2 protein-coding genes are annotated in these 2,045 nt (G+C 61.3%); both read right to left on the bottom strand.

Annotated elements, in window-relative coordinates; translation table 11 throughout:
* Window positions 1-721, bottom strand: a 721-nt coding sequence (locus tag AC5DC2_RS23480; protein ID WP_491700231.1) for a 4Fe-4S dicluster domain-containing protein, incomplete at its 3' end; no start/stop codon positions are given.
* Window positions 718-2,045: molybdopterin dinucleotide binding domain-containing protein (locus tag AC5DC2_RS23475; RefSeq protein WP_491700230.1), on the bottom strand; the 1,328-nt coding region annotated here is incomplete at its 5' end. The genes AC5DC2_RS23475 and AC5DC2_RS23480, both read right to left, overlap by 4 nt.

Below are 2,045 nucleotides of genomic sequence, written 5' to 3'. Positions count from 1 at the left end.
CCGATTTGCCGGAATTCCAGTTGTAATAGATCTTCTTGTAGGGGCAGCCGGAGACACACATGCGCCAGCCGCGGCACTTCTCCTGGTCGATCAGGACGATGCCGTCATCCTCACGCTTGTAGATCGCGCCTGAGGGACAGGCCGCCACGCAGGTGGGGTTCAGGCAGTGCTCGCACAGGCGCGGCAGGTACATCATGAAGGTGTTTTCGAACTGGCCGTAGATTTCCTTCTCGACGCCTTCGAAATCCACATCCTTCGAGCGCTTCTCGAATTCGCCGCCGAGAATTTCCTCCCAGTTCGGCCCCCATTCGATCTTCTCCATCCGCTCGCCGGTCAGCTTCGAGCGCGGCCGTGCCGTCGGCATGGTCTTGCTTTCGCCGGCGGTCTGGAGATGGCCGTAATCGAAATCGAAGGGTTCGTAATAATCGTCGATTTCCGGCAGGTCCGGGTTGGCGAAGATCTTGGCGAGGATGCGCCATTTGGCGCCCATCTTCGGCTCGATCCGGCCGTTCTTCTTGCGGACCCAGCCGCCATTCCATTTCTTCTGGTTTTCCCATTCCTTGGGAAAACCGATCCCCGGCTTGGTCTCGACATTGTTGAACCAGGCGTATTCAACGCCTTCGCGGTTCGTCCAGACATTCTTGCAGGTGACGGAGCAGGTGTGGCACCCGATGCATTTATCGAGGTTCAACACCATGCCGATCTGTGCACGGACCTTCATTCTGCGGCCTCCTTTCCTGCAAGGCTTGGGGTTTCGTCCATCCAGTCGACATTTTCGAGCTTGCGGACGACGACGAATTCATCGCGGTTGGCGCCGACGGTTCCGTAGTAGTTGAAACCGTAGGACTGATGGGCGTAGCCGCCGATCATGTGGGTGGGCTTCGGGATCACGCGGGTGACGGAGTTGTGAATACCGCCGCGCTGACCGGTCAGCGGCGAGCCGGGCGTGTTCACGATCTTCTCCTGCGCGTGGTACATGAAGATCGTGCCGTCCTTCATGCGCTGCGAGACCACCGCGCGGGCGACCAGCGCGCCATTGGCATTGTAGACCTCGACCCAGTCGTTATCGACGATGCCGGCGCGGGCCGCATCCGGCTCCGAAATCCACACCACCGGGCCGCCGCGGTTGAGCGTCAGCATCAACAGGTTGTCGGTGTAGGTGGAGTGGATGCCCCATTTCTGGTGCGGGGTGATGAAGTTCAGCACCAGATGCGGCTGGCCGTCGAGACGCGCCTCGATCGCCGGCGTCACGGTTCCGGTATCGATCGGCGGGCGGTAGACGCAGAAAGCCTCGCCAAAGGCCCGCATCCACAAATGGTCCTGATAGAGCTGCTGCCGCCCGGAGAGCGTGCGCCACGGGATCAGTTCGTGGACGTTGGTATAGCAGGCGTTGTAGCAGACCTTCTCCGATTCCAGCCCCGACCATGTCGGCGAGGAAATGATCTTGCGCGGCTGAGCGACGATGTCGCGGAAGCGGATCTTTTCGTCCTCTTTCGGAAGGGCGAGATGGGTGTGGTCGCGCCCGGTAATCACCGAGAGCGCCTCCCAGGCCTTGACCGCGACCTCGCCATTGGTCTCCGGCGCAAGCGACAGGATCACCTCCGTGGCGTCGATATCGGTGTCGATCTTCGGACGGCCCTTCGAGGCCCCCTCTTCCGTCACCGTGCCGTTGAGCTTGCCGAGCAGGCCGACCTCATGCTCGGTGTTCCAGGAAATCCCCTTGCCGCCATTGCCGAGCTTATCGAGAAGCGGACCGACGGAGGTGAAGCGCTTGTAGAGATTGGGATAGTCCCGCTCGACCACGGCAACCGTCGGCATGGTCTTGCCCGGCACCGGGTCGATTTCGCCTTGTTTCCAGTCCTTGACATCGAAGGGCTGGGCCAGTTCGCCGGGCGTGTCGTGCAGGGTCGGCACCAACACGATATCCTTTTCGACGCCCAGCACTTCCGGCGCGACCTCGGAGAACGTCTTTGCGATGCCCTTGAAAATCTCCCAGTCCGAGCGCGACTGCCAGGCCGGATCGGCCGCACTGGTCAGCGGGTGGA

The sequence above is a fragment of the Martelella sp. genome, from assembly GCF_984369615.1.
This window is presented reverse-complemented; position numbering and strand designations above follow the sequence as displayed.